This is a genomic window from Curtobacterium sp. GC_Cur_3, from assembly GCF_026544205.1.
Taxonomy (GTDB): domain Bacteria; phylum Actinomycetota; class Actinomycetes; order Actinomycetales; family Microbacteriaceae; genus Curtobacterium.
In genome coordinates this window covers 58,919-75,863 of the sequence record NZ_JALNUI010000010.1, presented here as the reverse complement: position 1 = coordinate 75,863, position 16,945 = coordinate 58,919, and the positions used below count along the sequence as shown (strand labels likewise).

15 protein-coding genes and 1 pseudogene are annotated in these 16,945 nt (G+C 71.1%); 6 read left to right on the top strand and 10 right to left on the bottom strand.

Annotation, left to right across the window (positions count from 1 at the left end; all coding sequences use genetic code 11):
• Window position 1: 1 nt before the first annotated feature.
• Together OXR63_RS07190 and OXR63_RS07185 are read left to right on the top strand one after the other, a co-directional pair.
• Window positions 2-622, top strand: a complete 621-nt coding sequence (locus tag OXR63_RS07190; protein WP_267421376.1) for an isochorismatase family protein — start codon at window positions 2-4, stop codon at window positions 620-622.
• Between the two features lie 101 nt (window positions 623-723).
• Entirely contained in the window at window positions 724-2,151 is a 1,428-nt protein-coding gene (locus tag OXR63_RS07185; protein ID WP_267421461.1) for an NAD-dependent succinate-semialdehyde dehydrogenase, read from the top strand.
• Window positions 2,152-2,174: 23 nt separating this feature from the next.
• Here the strand turns inward: OXR63_RS07185 and OXR63_RS07180 are convergent, their stop codons facing one another.
• The 10 genes and pseudogenes from OXR63_RS07180 to OXR63_RS07135 all read right to left on the bottom strand — a co-directional run bounded on the left by OXR63_RS07180 (window position 2,175) and on the right by OXR63_RS07135 (window position 11,545).
• Window positions 2,175-4,031, bottom strand: a complete 1,857-nt coding sequence (locus OXR63_RS07180) for an ABC transporter ATP-binding protein (protein WP_267421375.1) — start codon at window positions 4,029-4,031, stop codon at window positions 2,175-2,177.
• A 6-nt stretch (window positions 4,032-4,037) separates the two neighbouring features.
• A complete protein-coding gene (locus OXR63_RS07175; protein WP_267421373.1) occupies window positions 4,038-4,253 on the bottom strand; it encodes a hypothetical protein in 216 nt (71 codons plus the stop codon).
• 188 nt (window positions 4,254-4,441) lie between these two features.
• Window positions 4,442-5,851, bottom strand: a complete 1,410-nt coding sequence (locus OXR63_RS07170) for an MFS transporter (RefSeq protein WP_267421371.1) — start codon at window positions 5,849-5,851, stop codon at window positions 4,442-4,444.
• Window positions 5,852-6,035: 184 nt separating this feature from the next.
• Window positions 6,036-6,659, bottom strand: a pseudogene (ribA, locus tag OXR63_RS07165) (GTP cyclohydrolase II); the annotation flags it as partial.
• A 29-nt stretch (window positions 6,660-6,688) separates the two neighbouring features.
• Window positions 6,689-7,744: a bifunctional diaminohydroxyphosphoribosylaminopyrimidine deaminase/5-amino-6-(5-phosphoribosylamino)uracil reductase RibD gene (ribD, locus tag OXR63_RS07160; protein ID WP_267421459.1), complete on the bottom strand. Its 1,056-nt coding sequence runs from the start codon at window positions 7,742-7,744 to the stop codon at window positions 6,689-6,691.
• Between the two features lie 72 nt (window positions 7,745-7,816).
• Window positions 7,817-8,416 (bottom strand): GNAT family N-acetyltransferase, encoded by a 600-nt coding sequence (locus OXR63_RS07155; RefSeq protein WP_267421369.1) that lies wholly within the window; start codon window positions 8,414-8,416, stop codon window positions 7,817-7,819.
• Between the two features lies 1 nt (window position 8,417).
• The gene (gene trpS / locus OXR63_RS07150) at window positions 8,418-9,428 is read right to left on the bottom strand and encodes a tryptophan--tRNA ligase (RefSeq protein WP_267421367.1); all 1,011 of its coding nucleotides are present in this window, start codon (window positions 9,426-9,428) and stop codon (window positions 8,418-8,420) included.
• 38 nt (window positions 9,429-9,466) lie between these two features.
• Window positions 9,467-10,309: an exodeoxyribonuclease III gene (locus OXR63_RS07145; RefSeq protein WP_267421365.1), complete on the bottom strand. Its 843-nt coding sequence runs from the start codon at window positions 10,307-10,309 to the stop codon at window positions 9,467-9,469.
• A gap of 126 nt (window positions 10,310-10,435) precedes the next feature.
• Window positions 10,436-10,708 (bottom strand): HPr family phosphocarrier protein, encoded by a 273-nt coding sequence (locus OXR63_RS07140; RefSeq protein ID WP_071270420.1) that lies wholly within the window; start codon window positions 10,706-10,708, stop codon window positions 10,436-10,438.
• A 66-nt stretch (window positions 10,709-10,774) separates the two neighbouring features.
• Complete coding sequence (locus OXR63_RS07135) at window positions 10,775-11,545, bottom strand: DeoR/GlpR family DNA-binding transcription regulator (RefSeq protein ID WP_194629987.1); 771 nt, start codon at window positions 11,543-11,545, stop codon at window positions 10,775-10,777.
• Window positions 11,546-11,857: 312 nt separating this feature from the next.
• Here OXR63_RS07135 and ptsP point away from each other — a divergent pair, with 312 nt between their 5' ends.
• The 4 genes from ptsP to OXR63_RS07115 all read left to right on the top strand — a co-directional run bounded on the left by ptsP (window position 11,858) and on the right by OXR63_RS07115 (window position 16,876).
• Entirely contained in the window at window positions 11,858-13,513 is a 1,656-nt protein-coding gene (gene ptsP / locus OXR63_RS07130) for a phosphoenolpyruvate--protein phosphotransferase (protein ID WP_267421353.1), read from the top strand.
• A 95-nt stretch (window positions 13,514-13,608) separates the two neighbouring features.
• Window positions 13,609-15,165 (top strand): PTS mannitol transporter subunit IICB, encoded by a 1,557-nt coding sequence (locus OXR63_RS07125; RefSeq protein ID WP_267421351.1) that lies wholly within the window; start codon window positions 13,609-13,611, stop codon window positions 15,163-15,165.
• Window positions 15,166-15,290: 125 nt separating this feature from the next.
• Entirely contained in the window at window positions 15,291-15,728 is a 438-nt protein-coding gene (locus OXR63_RS07120) for a PTS sugar transporter subunit IIA (RefSeq protein WP_194662079.1), read from the top strand.
• Entirely contained in the window at window positions 15,725-16,876 is a 1,152-nt protein-coding gene (locus OXR63_RS07115; protein ID WP_267421346.1) for a mannitol-1-phosphate 5-dehydrogenase, read from the top strand. The genes OXR63_RS07120 and OXR63_RS07115 overlap by 4 nt, the downstream gene beginning before the upstream one ends.
• Window positions 16,877-16,945 lie beyond the last annotated feature (69 nt).

The following is a 16,945-nucleotide window of genomic DNA, read 5'->3' as shown; positions in this document are numbered from 1 at the left end:
CATGACCAGGGCTCTCCTCGTGGTGGACATGCAGAACGACTTCACCGAGGGCGGTGCACTCGGCGTCGGCGGCGGCAACGACCTCGCCACCCGCATCACCGCCTTCCTCGCTCGACACGCTGACGAGTACGACCTCATCGTCGGCTCCCGCGACTGGCACGACGCCGACGGGGACAACGGCGGGCACTTCGCCCGCGTCAACGCCCCCGACTTCGAGACGACCTGGCCCGTGCACTGCGTTGCCGGCACCCCGGGCGCCGAGTACCACCCCGACCTCGACACGGCGCCGATCGACGTGCACGTGATGAAGGGGCAGGGCGCACCGGCGTACTCGGCGTTCGAGGGCGTGACGGAGTCCGGCCAGGACCTCGTCGACGTGCTGTTCGACCGCCAGGTGCACGAGATCGACATCGTCGGGATCGCCACCGACCACTGCGTGCGCGCCACCGCCGAGGACGGCCTGCGTGCCGGGCTCGACGTCGTGGTGTTCGAGGACCTGGTGGTCGGGGTGGACCCGGTACGCAGTGCCGCCGCACTCGAGGAGATCCGCACCGGCGGCGGGCACGTCGACCGGAGCGACATGGACGAGGGGCTTGCGAACCCCGGAGGAGCACAGCTGTGACGACGAACGACACGACCACGACCGACACGAGCACGAGCACGACCGACACGACCACGACCGTCGCCGACGAGCACGTCCGCGTCGAAGGTGTCCCCACGGGGCTGCTCATCGGCGGGACCTGGCGCCCCGCGACCGGCGGACGCACCATCGCCGTGCAGGACCCCTCCACGGGCGCGGTCCTCGCCGAGGTCGCCGACGCCACCCCCGAGGACGGCATCGCCGCGCTCGACGCCGCCGTCGCCGCACAGGACGCCTGGGCCGCGACCGCGCCCCGGAAACGCTCCGACCTCCTCCGCCGCACGTTCGACCTGGTGCACGAGCACGCGGACGACCTGGCCGCGCTGATGACCCTGGAGATGGGCAAGCCCCTCGCCGAGTCCCGGGGCGAGGTCGTCTACGGCGCCGAGTTCCTGCGCTGGTTCTCCGAGGAAGCCGTCCGCATCGGCGGTGACTACCGCACCAACCCCGAGGGCACCGGTCGCGGCATCGTCCTGAAGCGCCCCGTCGGCCCCGTCTACGCGATCACGCCGTGGAACTTCCCACTGGCGATGGCGACCAGGAAGATCGCTCCGGCGCTCGCCGCGGGGTGCACCGTCGTCATCAAGCCCGCCGACCTGACGCCGCTGACCACGCTGTTCCTCGCGGAGCTGTTCCGCCGCGCCGGACTGCCGGACGGTGTCCTCAACGTGGTGACGTCCTCGGACGCCAAGGAGCTCTCGGCACCGATCATCGCCGATCGTCGGCTGCGCAAGCTCACGTTCACCGGGTCGACGCCCGTGGGCTCGGCGCTCCTCAAGCAGGCCGCCGACAACGTCCTCCGCACGAGCATGGAGCTCGGCGGCAACGCCCCGCTGCTCGTGTTCGACGACGCCGACCTGGACACCGCGGTCACTTCCGCGATGCAGGCGAAGTTCCGCAACGTCGGTGAGGCCTGTACGGCCGCGAACCGCTTCTTCGTGCAGGACGGCATCGCCGACGCGTTCCTCGCGGCCCTCACGGCGAAGGTCGAGGCGCTCCGCATCGGCCGCGGCTCGGAGGACGGCACCACCATCGGGCCGCTCATCGACGGCCGAGCGGTCGACAAGGCCGCCGCGCTCGTCGACGACGCCGTGGAGCGGGGTGCTCGGCTCGTCGCCGGCGGCGAGCGGGTCGATCGTGAGGGGACGTTCTACGCGCCCACCGTCCTCGACGACGTGCAGCCCGGGTCCGACATCCTGACGACCGAGATCTTCGGACCGGTCGTGGCGATCACCCGGTTCCACACCGAGGACGAGGGCATCCGGCTCGCGAACGACACCGAGTACGGGCTCGTCGCCTACGCCTACACGTCCGACTTCGCCCGCGGGCAGCGGTTGGCCGAGCGCCTGGAGACGGGCATGCTCGGCCTGAACACCGGCGTGGTGTCGAACGCCGCGTTCCCGTTCGGCGGCGTCAAGGCCTCCGGGCTCGGACGCGAGGGCTCGCACGAGGGCATCGAGGAGTACCTCGAGACGGTGTACGTCCTGACGCCCGACCCGTTCGCGCGGTAGCAGCCCGGCGCCGGTCGCCCACGCTAGACCAGGAGCTGGTGCTTCGCCAGGTCCCGGTACAGCGGGGTCGACTCGACGAGCTCGGAGTGCGTCCCGACACCGACGACCCGACCGTGCTCGAGCACGACGATGACGTCCGAGTCCACGACGGTGGACAGCCGGTGTGCGATCACGAGCAGGGTGCGGTCCTCGGCGACGGCGTCGATCGCCAGGCGCATCTTCTGCTCGTTCACGCCGTCGAGCGAGGACGTCGACTCGTCGAGCAGCAGGATCGGGGGAGCAGCCAGCAGGGCACGGGCGATCGCCAGGCGCTGACGTTCGCCACCGGACAGCATCACGCCGTCCTCACCGACCTGGGCGTCGAGCCCGCGGGCGTCGCGGTGCAGGACCTCGCCGAGGTTGACGGCCTCGAGCACGCGGACGCAGTCCTGCTCCGACGCGGTCGGTGACCCGAGCAGCAGGTTGGCGCGGATGGTGCCGGCGAGCACGGGGGCGTCCTGCTCGACGTACCCGATCTGCGCGCGGAGCTCGTCGCGGTCCAGCCCGCGGACGTCGATGCCGCCGAGGCGGATGACGCCGTCGGTCGGGTCGTAGAAGCGCTCGATGAGGGCGAGGGTCGTGGACTTGCCGGCACCCGAAGGCCCGACGAGGGCGACCCGGGACCCGCGCGGCACACGGAAGGACACGTCGTGCAGCACCGCCTGCTCGTCCTCGGATGCCCCGATGACCGCACCACGGCCTCCCGACTGATCCGCAGCGCCGTCGGACGCGACCGCGCCGTCGGGACCTGACGCGTCGGCGGACCGGGCGTACCGGAACGTGACGTGCTCGAACGTGATGGCGTCGTCGGTCGCGATCGCGGCGGCGGGACGCACGGCGGCGTCGTCCTGGTCCTCGGTCGGCAGGTGCAGGATCTCCTCGATCCGGCCGAGCGCACCGAGTGCCTGGGCGACGGCGACCGCTGCCCCCATGGCCTGGCCGAGCGGCATGATCATCATGAAGAGCAGCAGGATGAACGTGATGAGCGTGGCGATGGTGATCGTGCCCGCGGCGACCTGGGCCCCACCGACGCCGAGGACGGCGATGAACGCCACCTGCATGACGATGCTCGCGACGGGGACGACGAACGCGGACATCTTGGCGATGTCGAGGCCGCGGCGGTAGGCCTCGGTCGCGTGGGTGTCGACCTCGGTGACCTCACGCTCCGTGGCACCGGCGGCACGGATGGTGCGGACGGCACCGATGCCGCGCTCGACGGCTGCGGTGAGGTCGCCGACCTTCTCCTGGGCACGCTTCGACGCGACGCGGATGCGGCGGCTGAGACCGCCGACGACGACGATGGCGACGAGGACGATCGCGAGGGTGATGCCGAGCAGCAGGGGGTCGATGATCGCCATCGCGATGATCGCGCCGATGAAGGTGAGCGACCCGCCGATGGACTCGATGAGGCCCTGGGTCAGGACGGCCCGCAGCAGGGTGGTGTCGCTGCCGACACGGGACACGAGGTCGCCCGTGCGGCGCGTGTCGAACTCGGAGATCGGCAGGTTGAGGATGCGCGCGATGAGCTTGCGGCGGGTGGAGAGCACGACGCCCTCACCGGCGCGCTGCAGCAGGAAGTGCTGGATGCCGTTGAGCAGTCCCGCGACGATCACGAGTCCGACCAGCAGCCACACGAGCATGCTCAGCGTGTTGCCGTGCTGCACCGCGGTGATCACCTGGTTCACGAGCAGTGGCTGCGCCAGGGACGCACCGGCGCCGAGGATGCTCAGCACGATGATCACGACCATCGCCGGCTTGTTCTCGAACAGGTAGGACAGCAGACGTCCGAACGTGGCACGGGGGCCGTCGGTCGTCTTCGGGCGGGCGAAGGGGAGGCTCATCGTGTCCTAGTTTCTGCCGTACTTCTTGTGCACTGCCTGGCGACTGACCCCGAGGAGCGTCGCGATCTCCTGCCACGAGGCGCCGGCGATGCGGGCGCGGCGGGCGGCGAGTTCCTCGGTGCGGTCGAGTTCCCGGCGGAGGTCGCGCACGCTGGCGAGCGCGGAGAAGGGGTCGTCCCCTGATGCTCCCGCTGCGAGGTTCGTGATCGTCGGCCGGTCCATGGCTGTCAACCTACATTGACGCGCCGACATCCGTCAACCTGGGTTGACGCGCGATGCGTGCGCCGGATGCGGAACGACATCGTCGAGGTCGTACGACAGCGAGGTTGTCGTTCCGAGTCGGGGAGCGGACGGACGGGAGGCCCGGTGCCAGCTGACACCGAGCCTCCCGTCCGTGCAGGTGGCCGCGACTACCGCGCGCGCTCCGGCGACACGACACCGGCGCGGACCGCGTCGGCCTCGCCGAAGTCGCTGCCGCGGGTCTCCCGGACGAGCAGCAGCGCGACGAGGGTGACCACGGCTGCGATGGTCAGGTAGAGCCCGACGAGGAAGATGTTGCCGTCCGGCTTCCACAGCGCCAGGGCGATGGTCGGTGCCAGCGAGGCGCCCAGGATCGACGCGATGTTGTACGCCAGCGCGGAGCCCGTGTAGCGGACGTTCGCGGGGAACAGCTCCGGCAGCAGCGCACCCATCGGCCCGAACGTCAGACCCATGAGCGACAGGCCCACGATGAGGAACGTCACGACGGTGATCGGCCCGTGCGACGCCGCGAACCAGAACTGGAACGTCAGGCCGAACAGCGCGATGCCGATCGTGGTCGGGATGAGCGTGCGACGACGGCCGAACCGGTCGGCGAGCATCCCGGCGATCGGGGTGAAGATGCCGAAGAACACGACGCCGATCATGAGCAGCGTGAGGAACTCCCCACGCGAGTAGCCGAGGCCGATCTTCGGCACGAGCGCCGAGGCGGTGGCGCCGGTGGTGCCGTACGACAGTGTGAACGTGGTCATGAAGTAGAAGAGCACGTACGTGGCGACCATGCCGAAGGTGCCGACGATGACGGCCTTCCACGAGGTGCGGAACACGCGGCCCAGCGGGATCTTCGCGACCGTGCCGGACTCCTGCACGCCGCGGAACACGGTCGACTCGACCAGGCGGAAGCGGACGTAGAGACCGATGAGCACGAGCACGGCGGAGAGCAGGAACGGCAGACGCCAGCCCCACGCCTGGAAGTCGGCGTTCGGGGTGCCGTCGGCGCCGGCGGGCATCGCCGCGTTGATCGCGATGAACAGGCCGTTGGCGAGCAGGAACCCGATGGGGGCGCCGAGCTGGGGCATCGAGCCGAAGACGCCGCGCTTGCCAGCGGGGGCGTTCTCCGTCGCGAGCAGGGCCGCGCCGGACCACTCACCGCCGAGGCCGACGCCCTGGGCGAAGCGCATCACCGCGAGGAGCACGGGCGCCCAGATGCCGATCGAGTCGAACGTCGGCAGGCAGCCGATGAGGAACGTCGCGGTGCCCATCACGAGCAGCGAGGCGACGAGGGTGGTCTTGCGGCCGATGCGGTCGCCGAAGTGGCCGAAGATGATCGACCCGACCGGGCGGGCGAAGAAGGCCAGCGCGAAGGTCACGAACGAGGACAGCTGCGATGCGGTCGGGTCCTCGTTCGGGAAGAAGAGCGTCGGGAAGACGAGGACCGCGGCGGTCGCGTAGACGTAGAAGTCGTAGAACTCGATCGACGTGCCGATGAGGCTCGCGACGACGACCCGGGACCGTGGGTTCGTCTTCTGGGTGGGGGCGGGGGCAGCCGATGTGGCGGGCATGGTCGTTCTCCGTGCAGAGCGCCCGGACCGGGCGCGGCTGTGCCGAACGGCGGACACCGTGTGGGCCGCGTGGTGGGCGGTGACCGACGGGTGCGCTCGGGAGGTGGTGGACCGCTCGTGACGGGGGTCACCAGTGTACGACGGTCGTCGCGCACCTGCGAATCCGCCGTGACCGCCCGTGGCGTCAGTTGTGTGCGCCGGCCTCGAGGTGGGCGGGGAGCTGGTGGCCCATCCGGTCGCGCTTGGTGTCGAGGTAGCCGGCGTTCTGCACGGAGATGCCGACGACGAGCGGCACGAGGCCGTCGACCGTGATGCCGTGCTCCTCGAGCTGCCGGCGCTTCTCCGGGTTGTTCGACAGGAGCCGGACGCGGCCGATCCCGAGCTCGGTGAGGATGCCGGCCGCTCCGCCGTACGCGCGGGAGTCGGCGGGCAGCCCGAGGGCGAGGTTGGCGTCGAGGGTGTCGAGGCCGTCCTCCTGCAGGCGGTAGGCCTTGAGCTTGTTCACCAGGCCGATGCCCCGGCCCTCGTGCCCGCGGAGGTAGATGACCACGCCGCCCTCGGCCGCGATGGTGTCGAGCGCGGCGTCGAGCTGGGGCCCGCACTCGCACTTCAGCGAACCGAAGGCCTCGCCGGTCAGGCACTCGGAGTGCACGCGCACCAGGGCGCCGTCGGTCGGGGCGGAGCCGTCCGGGCGCGCACCGATGATCGCGACGTGCTCCGCTCCGGTCACCAGGTCGTGGTAGGCGCGCATCTCGAACAGGCCGTGGGTGGTCGGCACGTTCGTCGCGACCTCGAACCGGACCGGACTGCCCGGGGTGGGGGATGTCAGGGCGTCGGTCATGTGGTGCTCCGGTCGGTACGGGCCCCGTCGTCTGCGTGCTGTCCGGGCGGCCGCTGCGGGGCCGCGGGGATCGGTCGTGCACGCACCAGCAGGTCGGGGCCGAGGCTGGTGGTCGATAGTACGTCCAACCGCAGACGTTCCCGCATGCTTCCCACGCCGATGTCCCCGAGGGCGACCCGGGGACCGCCGAGCAGCACGGGGGCGACGTAGGCCAGGACCTCGTCGACGAGTCCCGCGGCGATGAACGCCGAGGCGACCGTGGGCCCGCCCTCGACGAAGACGGTCCGGATGCCCTCGGCGGCGAGCGCCTGGAGCGCACGGTGCGGGTCGTGTCCGGGGAGCTGCAGGAACCCGCGCGGGTGGCGGCGGACGGCGGCGTCGGCCGGGGCGGCTCGGTCGCCGAGGACGACCGCGAGCGGCTGGTCGGCGAGGAGCTCCCCGGCGTCCCCGCGGGCGGTCAGCGACGCGTCGTCGGCGAGCACGGTGCCGGTGCCGACGAGGATCGCGTCGTGGGCGGCCCGCTGCTCGTGGACGTGCTGCCGTGCGGCTGCGCCGGTGATCCACCGGCTCGACCCGTCGGCTGCGGCGGCCCGACCGTCGAGGCTCGACGCCCACTTGACGGTCACCCACGGACGACCCAGACGGACCGACGTGAGCCAGCGCTCGAGGAACGCGGTCGCCTGGTCCGCGAGGACGCCGGAGACCACGTCGACCCCGGCGGCACGGAGGCGGTCGGCACCGCCGTGCACGGCCGGGCCCGGGTCGTCGATGGCGTAGACGACCCGGGCGACGTCGGCGTCGATGAGCGCGACGGAGCACGGACCGGTGCGCCCGACGTGGTCGCAGGGTTCGAGGGTGACGACGACCGTCGCGCCGCGCTGCTGGTCCGGGGTGAGCTGCGACAGGGCGTCGACCTCGGCGTGCGGGGTACCGGCACCACGGTGGTGGCCCTCGGCGATGGTGGTGCCGTCAGGGGCGAGGACGACGGCGCCCACGCGGGCGTGGTCGCCGAGCGCGGGACCGAGCGCGGCGAGCTCGAGTGCCCGGCGCATCGCCCGCACCTCGATCTCCGACACGGACCCGTCGGGTCCCTCCGACACTGACCTGCTGTTCACGAGCCGAGACTACCGGGACGTCGGGACGGCCCCTGGGGCATCACCCGGAGCGTACGACTCGGACGGCCACGACAGGTCGGACGCCGGGGTGCCGTCGGCGCGACGGAGTCCCTTCCACGCCGACGTGGGGGAGCCGTCCCGGCCCGGGATGTTCGCGCTGCCGGTGCCCGTGTACGCGAAGCCCGCACGCCGGGCGACACCCGCCGAGGCCACGTTGCCGACGTAGCACTCCCAGTACACGTCGGGCGCGCCACGGTCGAAGGCCCAGTCGACGACGAGGGCGACCGCGTCGTGTACCAGCCCCTGCCCGCGGGCACCCGGCGCGAGCCAGAAGCCGAGGTCGCGGTGGGCGGTGCGGTAGGAGATCACGCCGTCGAGCCAGATGGAGCCCTGTCGACGGATGGCCCAGGTGTACTCGCGGTCGGACGCCCACCCCGGTCCGACGAGCGCGTCCACGAAGGCGGCGGCGTCCTGCGGGCGGTACGGGGTGGGGACGGTCGTCCACCGCACCACCTCGGGGTCCTGGCAGCCCTCCGTGATCGCGACGGTGTCGGCGCGCGTGGGGACGTCCAGCCGGACCCGGTCGGACTCGAGCGTGACGGGGAGCACGTCAGCGTCGCACGCGCGGGACGAACCCGATGCGGTCGTAGACGCGGGCGAGGGTCTCGATCGCGATCGACTCGGCACGGTCCGCGCCGAGTGCGAGCAGGCGGTCGAGCTCGGCCGGGTCGTCGAGGAGCTCGAGCGTGCGGGCACGGACCGGCTCGAGCTCGGCGACGACGGCGTCCGCCACCTCGCCCTTGAGGTCCCCGTAGCCCTTGCCCGCGAACGAGGCCTCGAGCTGGGCGACCGGTGTGCGCGTGAACGCCGACAGGATCGACAGCAGGTTCGTCACGCCGGGCTTCTCGGTGCGGTCGGCCCGGATCTCCCGCTCGGTGTCCGTGACCGCCGACCGGATCTTCTTCGCGGTGCGCTTCGGCTCGTCGAGGAGCAGGACCAGCCCCGAGTCGGAGGCTGCGGACTTGCTCATCTTGCTGGTGGGGTCCTGCAGGTCGTAGATGCGCGCGGTGTCGGCGAGGATCCGGGCTTCCGGCACGACGAACGTGTCACCGAACCGGGAGTTGAACCGCCCGGCGAGGTCGCGGGTGAGCTCGACGTGCTGGCGCTGGTCGTCACCGACGGGCACGACCTGGGCGTCGTAGAGCAGGATGTCGGCGGCCATCAGGATCGGGTAGGTGAAGAGCCCGACCGATGCGGCCTCGGCGCCCTGGCGCGCCGACTTGTCCTTGAACTGGGTCATCCGGCTCGCCTCACCGAACCCGGTGAGGGTGTTGAGCACCCACGCCAGCTCGGCGTGCGCGGGGACGTGCGACTGGATGAAGAGCGTCGAGCGCTCCGGGTCGATGCCGGCGGCGATGTACTGCGCCGCGGTGCGACGGGTGTTCTCGCGCAGGGCGGCGGGGTCCTGCGGGGAGGTGATCGCGTGCATGTCGACCACGCAGAAGATCGCGTCGTGGTCGTCCTGCAGGTCCCGCCACTGCATGAGCGCGCCGATGTAGTTGCCGAGGTGCAGCGAGCCGGCGGACGGCTGGATGCCGGAGAAGATGCGGGGGTTCGTCATCGTGGTGGTTCCTGTGGTTCGGAGTGGGGGAAGCGGGGTCAGAGCTCGTAGTCGACGACCACGGGGGCGTGGTCGGACCATCGCTGGTCGTAGGCGCTCGCGCGGTCGACCGTGTAGGTCTGCACCGTCGCGGCGAGCTCGGGCGTGGCCATCTGGTAGTCGATGCGCCAGCCGGAGTCGTTGTCGAAGGCCTGGCCGCGCCAGGACCACCACGTGTACGGGCCGTCGACGTCGCCGGCCTGCTCACGACCGACGTCGACCCACCCGAGGCCCGGCCCGGTGGAGCCGTCGGCGCCCTCGACGGGTTCGCCCTCGGCGCCGAAGAACCGGCTGAAGTAGGCGCGCTCCCGCGGCAGGAAGCCCGCACGCTTGACGTTGCCCTTCCAGTTCTTGATGTCGCGCTGGTCGTGCCCGACGTTGAGGTCACCGACGACGACCGCGAGCGGGTTGTGCGCGCGGACCTGCGGCAGCCGCTGGGTCATGGCGTCGAGGAACTTCCACTTCTCGTCCTGCTTGGGGGTGTCGGCCTCCCCCGAGTGGACGTACGTCGAGACGACCGTGACCATGGTGCCGTCGATCTCGTAGTCGGCCTCGAGCCAGCGACCTGCGGAGTCGAACTCCGCCGGGCCCAGCTCGACGCGGTGGATGTGCGCGCGGTGTCGTGAGGCGATGGCGACGCCCGCGCGGCCCTTCGCCGAGGCCGGGTCGTGGACGACGTCCCACTCGTCGCCGAGCAGCGCGGTCAGGTCGTCGCTCGACGCCCGGACCTCCTGCAGGGCGAGGACGTCCACGTCGCGTGTGGCCAGCCAGTCGCCCATGCCCTTGCGGAACGCGGCGCGGACGCCGTTCACGTTGACGGATGCGAGGCGCAGGCGTGTCATGCGGAACACCTTATCGGCGGCGGCCGACAGCCTGCGGACGTGGGTGCGCGCGCACGGGAGGCCCGGTGCCAGCTGGCACCGGGCCTCCCGGCAGGCAGGTGGTCGCGGTCACCGCGACCTGCGCGGTCAGGCCGCGTCGTGGTCCGTCTTGAGGAACTCGACCAGGCTGTCGGCCGTGGTCTCGGCGTCGTCGCCGGTCACGGTGAGCGTGACCTCGTCGCCGTTCTCGACCCCGAGGCCGAGCAGGCCGAGGATGCTGCCGGCGTTGGCCGACTTCTCGCCCTTGTTGATCGTGACCTGGTGCCCGGACGCGGTGACGCTCTGGACGAACAGCGACGCCGGGCGGGCGTGCAGACCGGATCCGCTGGCGACGGTGACGGTGCGGGTGGCTTCGGACATCGATGAACTCCTTCGACGGGATGGTCGGCCCATGCTAGCGAGCCGGTGGTTGGGGGAGACCGACGGTCAGGACCGGCCGGGCCAGAACACCTCGGCGCCGGCGGCCTCGACCTCGCGGACCAGGTCGAGGTTGACCGCGGGGTCGGTGATGATCGTGTCGATCGCCGCGAGGGGGGCGACGCGGCCGAACTCCTCGCGACCGAACTTCGTGTGGTCGGCGAGCAGGATGCTCCGTCTGGCGGCCTTGATCATCGCGGACTTCACGGCGGCCTCGGCCACGTTGTGGGTCGTCAGGCCGCGCTCCGGCGTGATGCCGTTGATGCTGATGAAGGCCACGTCCACGCTGACCATCCCGATGAGCTGGTGCGTCCACGTGCCGACGCCGGCGAGCGAGTCGCTGCGGATGTTCCCGCCGAGCAGGTGCAGGTCGATGCCCGGGCGGTTCGCGACGGCCATCGCCACCGGCAGCGAGTGCGTGACGACGGTGAGTCCGCGGTCGGTCGGCAGCATCTCGGCGAGGCAGATCGTCGACGTGCCCGCGTCGATCATCACGGAGCCGTTCTCGGGCAGCTCCTCGAGCGCGGCCTCGGCGATCACCATCTTCTCCGGCTGGTTGATCCCGCCGCGGTCGCCGACGCCCGGGTGCAGGGTGATCCGCTCGACCGGGATCGCGCCGCCGTGGGCGCGCCGGACGAGCCCGCGGCGCTCGAGGGAGGTGAGGTCGCGCCGGATGGTCTCCGGGGTGACCTCGAGGAGCTCGGCGAGGTCCTTGACGTCGACGCGGCCCGCGGCGCGGGCCTGCTCGACGATGCGCTGGTGGCGCTCTGGTGCGTACATCGGACCTCGGTGTCTCGTGGTGACGGCGTCCGCCCACCCACTTCGGAGCAGGACTGCCACTCCGCAGCAGAACTGACCACTTCGGAGCGGAACGGACACGGACGGATGCACGCGCGGCGACCGACGCCCGAAGTGGGGGCAGGTCAGACCGAAACGGGCATCTGTTTGTGCATTTTTATCCCCGGATGTGTTTGTTTGTCAACGCGGATCGAGGTATGGTGCTCCAAGCCGCACGGGCGTGGTCCGTTCGTGCCGCTGTGCACCGAACTGATCCACCCCACCGCAAGCGCGTGTGAGATGAAGGAGTCTCGAATGTCCGAACTGCTCGGAACCGGCGTCGGCCGAGGCGTTGCCCACGGCACCGTGCTCCGGATGGCGGACCCGCTCGGCGAGCCGTCGACCGCGCCGCTCGAGGGTTCGTCTGACGACGCCAAGCAGGCCGTGCACGCAGCGCTCGCCGCCGTGGCCGACGACCTCACCAAGCGCGGACAGCTCGCCGGCGGCGATGCCCAGGCCGTGCTCGAGGCCCAGGCGCTCATGGCGCAGGACCCCACCCTCCTCGACGACGTGCACACCCGCATCGACGGCGGCACGAACGCCGAGCGCGCCGTGTACGAGGCCTTCGCGCAGTTCCGCGACCTGCTCGTCGGCATGGGCGGCTACATGGGGGAGCGCGCCACCGACCTCGACGACGTCGCCCAGCGCATCGTCGCCAAGCTCCGCGGGGTGCACGCCCCGGGCGTCCCCGAGTCGGACACCCCCTTCGTGCTCGTCGCCCGTGACCTCGCTCCGGCCGACACGGCACTCCTCGACCTCGAGAAGGTCCTCGCGCTCGTCACCCGTGACGGCGGTCCGACCTCGCACACCGCGATCCTCGCCCGAGCCAAGGGCATCACCGCCATCGTCGGCGTCACCGGCGCGGACGACCTCACCGACGGGCAGGCCGTCGTCGTCGACGCCGCAGCCGGCACGGTCGTCACCGAGCCCTCCGCCGAGCTCGTCGCCGACGTCGAGCAGCGCATCGCCGACCGCCTCGCCGCCGCCGCTGCCCCGCTGACCGCAGGCGCCCTCGCGGACGGCCACGTCGTGCCGCTGCTGGCGAACCTCGGCAGCCCGGCCGACGCCGCCGGCGCCGTCGCTCTCGGTGCGGAGGGCGTGGGGCTCTTCCGCACCGAGTTCCTCTTCCTCGACTCCCCGAAGGCGCCGACGGTCGAGGAGCAGAAGGCCTCGTACGTCCAGCTCCTCGCGGCGTTCCCCGGCAAGAAGGTCGTCGTGCGGGCGCTCGACGCCGGTGCCGACAAGCCGCTGCCGTTCCTGACGGACAAGGACGAGGAGAACCCGGCGCTCGGTCGTCGTGGACTCCGGGCGCTCCGGAACCACCCAGAGGTGCTCCGCGACCAGCTCACCGCCCTCGCCCAGGCCGACGCCGAGACCGAGGCGGACCTCTGGGTGATGGCCCCGATGGTCGCCGACGCCGAGGAGACCGAGTACTTCGTCGACCTGGCCCGTGAGCTCGGGATCCGCACCGCCGGCGTGATGGCCGAGGTCCCCTCGCTCGCGCTGATGGCCGAGCAGGTCTTCGTCTCCGCCGACTTCGTGTCCATCGGCACGAACGACCTCACCCAGTACACGATGGCCGCCGACCGCATGCTCGGCACCGTCGCGAACTACCAGGACCCCTGGCACCCCGCCGTCCTGCGCCTCGTCGCGCAGCTCGGCAGCGCCGGAGCCGACGTCGGCAAGGCCGTGGGCATCTGTGGTGAGGCGGCGGCGGACCCGCTCCTCGCCGTCGTGCTCGTCGGCCTCGGCGCCACCACCCTCTCCATGACCCCCGCGGCCCTCGCCGACGTGCGTGCCGAACTCGGCAGGCACACCCTCGACGAGGCCCGCGAGATGGCCCGGGCGGCACTCGCCGCGTCCACGGCGGCGGCCGCGAAGTCCGCCGCGGCGGCCGCGCACGCCGCCTGAGCCAGCACCAACCAGCACGACCCGCACCAACCAGCACCCCAGCACCAACCCGTCCCCTCCACGCAGCAGCACCACCACACAGAAAGTCACCGCACATGACAACGTCGTCCGTTGCAGCGCCAGACGCCCCCGCCCAGTCGCGGGGTGGCGCACGCGTCGCCGTTCAGAAGTTCGGCACGTTCCTCTCCGGCATGGTCATGCCCAACATCGCGATCTTCATCGCGTGGGGCATCATCACCGCCTTCTTCATCGAGACCGGCTGGACGCCCGTGGGCATCCTCGGCGGCTTCGGTGAGACGAACGGCGTGGCGAACGTCGGACTCGTCGGCCCGATCCTGACCTACCTCATCCCGCTCGCGATCGCGATCCAGGGTGGCCGGATGGTCTACGAGACCCGCGGCGCCGTCGTCGGGTCGATCATGACCATGGGCGTCATCATCGGTGCCAGCGGCACGACGATGATCCTCGGCGCGATGATCTGTGGCCCCCTCGGCGCCTACCTGATCAAGCAGGTCGACCGCATCTGGGACGGCAAGATCAAGCCCGGCTTCGAGATGCTCGTGAACAACTACGCGGCCGGCATCCTCGGCTTCGCGCTCGCGATGATCGGCTTCTTCTGGCTCGCCCCGCTGTTCAAGCTCATCGCGGAGGGCCTCGGCGACGCCGTGAACTTCCTCGTGCAGCACTCGCTGCTGCCCGTCGCGAGCATCATCATCGAGCCCGCCAAGGTCTTCTTCCTTAACAACGCGATCAACCACGGCGTGCTCGACCAGCTCGGTGCGCAGCAGGTCCAGGAGTCCGGCAAGAGCATCCTGTTCCTGCTCGAGGCGAACCCCGGCCCCGGCCTGGGCATCCTGCTCGCCTTCACCTTCTTCGGTGTCGGCATCGCCCGCTCGACCGCTCCCGGCGCGATCATCATCCAGTTCTTCGGCGGCATCCACGAGATCTACTTCCCGTACGTGCTGCAGAAGCCGATCCTGTTCATCGCCGTCATCCTCGGTGGTGCGACCGGTGTCGCCACGAACGTCGCCTTCAAGTCCGGCCTCGTCGCCCCGGCGTCGCCCGGCTCGATCTTCGCGGTGCTCGGTGCCACGGAGCGCAACAGCTTCCTCGGCGTCATCCTCTCGGTGATCCTGTCGGCCGCGGTGTCCTTCGCCGTCGCGTCCTTCTTCCTCATCGCCACCCGCAAGCGCGACCTCGCCGCCGGCAACGCCGGTGACATGAGCGCCGCGATGGCCAAGCTCCAGGCGAACAAGGGCCGCGACGTGAACGCCGCGACCTCGGGCCTGCTCGGCAACAACGCGCCCCGCAACGACGAGGAGACCGAGGCCGCCTTCGGTGGCGTCGGTTCCGGTACCGCCACGGCGACGCGCGTCGAGAACGTCGTCTTCGCCTGCGACGCCGGCATGGGCTCGAGCGCCATGGGTGCCAGCGTCCTCCGCAACAAGATCAAGAAGGCCGGCATCGAGGGCGTCACCGTCGTCAACAAGGCCATCGCGAACCTGTCGGGCGACGAGGACCTCATCATCACGCAGGAGGAACTCACCCCCCGCGCCAAGCAGAAGAACCCGAACGCGCAGCACGTGTCGGTCGGCAACTTCATGAACGCCCCCCAGTACGACCAGGTCGTCGACCAGCTGAAGAACCAGTAGCGCCGACCGGGTCCGGCCAGCGGCCCGATCCACCGACCGGTCCACGACCAGTCAGCAAGTGCACGATGGAGAGGGGGCGGGCAACCGCCCCCTCTTCCACATCCACGAACCGAGGAGAACCACAGATGCCCGTCCTGCAGGAGAGCCAGATCCGGATCCACACCGAGGACACCGCCCCGACCAAGTCGGAGGCGATGAAGGAGGCCGCCGAGATCCTCGAGGCCGCCGGTGCGGTCACGGGCGACTACTACCCGGCCATGCTCGAGCGCGAGAAGAGCGTCTCGACGTACATGGGCAACTTCCTCGCCATCCCGCACGGCACGAACGACGCCAAGGACGCCATCAAGTCCTCGGCCCTGTCGTTCATCCGCTACGCGGCGCCGATCGACTGGGACGGCAACGAGGTCCGCTTCGTGGTGGGCATCGCCGGGGTGAACAACGAGCACCTCGACATCCTGTCGAAGATCGCGATCGTCTTCTCCGACGAGGACGAGGTCCAGAAGCTGACGGACGCCCCGGACACCGCGGCGATCCTCGCGATCCTCGGCGAGGTCAACGAGTGAGCACCGCCGTCCACTTCGGCGCCGGCAACATCGGCCGCGGCTTCGTCGGGCTCCTGCTGCACGAGGCCGGCTACGAGGTCGTCTTCGCCGACGTCGCCGCCCCGGTCATCGACGCCCTCGCAGCAGCCGACTCGTACACCGTGCACGAGGTCGGCACCGGAGCCCAGGACCACGAGGTCACGAACTTCCGTGCGCTCAACAGCGCCCAGGACGAGCCGGCCGTCGTCGCCGAGATCGCCACGGCCGACATCGTCACCTGCGCCGTCGGACCGAACGTCCTGAAGTTCATCGCGCCGGTCATCGCCGCCGCGCTGCAGCAGCGCGACGCCGACGCCGCTCCGATCGCCGTGATGGCGTGCGAGAACGCCCTGAACGCGACCGACCGTCTCCGCGAGTTCGTCGTCGAGGCCCTGCCCGCCGACGTCCGCGACGCGAGCCTGGCCAAGGCCGTCTTCGCGAACACCGCGGTCGACCGCATCGTGCCGGCCCAGCCCGAGGGCGGCGGCCTCGACGTCACCGTCGAGACCTACTTCGAGTGGGCCATCGACCGGACGCCGTTCCACGGCACCGAGCCGGCGATCCCGGGCGCGCACTACGTCGACGGCCTCGCCGCGTCGATCGAGCGGAAGCTCTTCACGGTGAACACCGGGCACGCCACCGTCGCGTACCACGGCTTCCTCGCCGGGGCGGACAAGATCTCCGACGCGATCGCGATCCCCGCCGTGCGCTCCGCGCTCGAGTCGGTGCTCGGTGAGACGAGCGACCTGCTCGTCCGTCGCCACGAGCTCGACCCGGAGGTGCACCGCGCCTACGTGGCCGCGATCATCGCGCGCTTCGAGAACCCGCACCTGCCCGACACCGTCACGCGCGTGGGGCGCCAGCCGCTCCGCAAGCTGTCCCGTGACGAGCGGTTCGTCTCACCGGCAGCCGCCCTGGCCGAGGAGGGCACCGAACCGGTCGCACTCCTCGACGCGATGGGCGCAGCGCTCCGCTTCGACGTCGCCGACGACGAGCAGAGCGTCGAGCTGCAGGCGCTCCTCGCCTCCGACCGTGCGGACGCCGACGTGGCGTCCGAGATCACGGGCCTGGACGCCGGGCACCCCCTGCACGCCGCGTTCACCGACCGGGTGCACACCGCGCGTTCCTGACGCACCCACGTCACGGACGGGAGGCTCGGTGCCAGCTGGCACCGGGCCTCCCGTCCGTCATAGGGCCGC